This is a genomic window from Agrobacterium sp. LAD9 (genome assembly GCF_003031125.1).
Lineage (GTDB): Bacteria > Pseudomonadota > Alphaproteobacteria > Rhizobiales > Rhizobiaceae > Agrobacterium > Agrobacterium radiobacter.
In genome coordinates, this window is record NZ_PHGS01000046.1 from 1 (window position 1) to 761 (window position 761).

At 51.5% G+C, this 761-nt stretch carries 1 rRNA gene; it reads right to left on the minus strand.

What is annotated here, in order from left to right:
• Nucleotides 1-530: ribosomal RNA gene (locus DA915_RS28590) — 16S ribosomal RNA — on the minus strand; the annotation flags it as partial.
• Nucleotides 531-761: the final 231 nt, after the last annotated feature.

The window sequence follows — 761 nt, forward strand, 5'->3', positions numbered from 1 at the left end:
TCCGCCTACGTGCGCTTTACGCCCAGTAATTCCGAACAACGCTAGCCCCCTTCGTATTACCGCGGCTGCTGGCACGAAGTTAGCCGGGGCTTCTTCTCCGGATACCGTCATTATCTTCTCCGGTGAAAGAGCTTTACAACCCTAAGGCCTTCATCACTCACGCGGCATGGCTGGATCAGGCTTGCGCCCATTGTCCAATATTCCCCACTGCTGCCTCCCGTAGGAGTTTGGGCCGTGTCTCAGTCCCAATGTGGCTGATCATCCTCTCAGACCAGCTATGGATCGTCGCCTTGGTAGGCCTTTACCCCACCAACTAGCTAATCCAACGCGGGCCAATCCTTCCCCGATAAATCTTTCCCCCGTAGGGCGTATGCGGTATTAATTCCAGTTTCCCGGAGCTATTCCGCAGGAAAGGGTATGTTCCCACGCGTTACTCACCCGTCTGCCACTCCCCTTGCGGGGCGTTCGACTTGCATGTGTTAAGCCTGCCGCCAGCGTTCGTTCTGAGCCAGGATCAAACTCTCAAGTTGAGAATTCAATCTTAACTAAATCACGTCATTCTGAATCGACGAGAACTCACACCCATCATCATCCGCATCTCTGCGATAATAATGAGGTGTATTCTCTTGTTCAAAACGTGACCGTCAAAGTCTATTCCAGAGATCCGAATTCCTTCAGACCCCGCAAGCTTCGCCGCCCACGTTTCTCTTTCTTCTCATATTCAATTGTCAAAAAACAGACCGTATCAAACAGTCACAAAA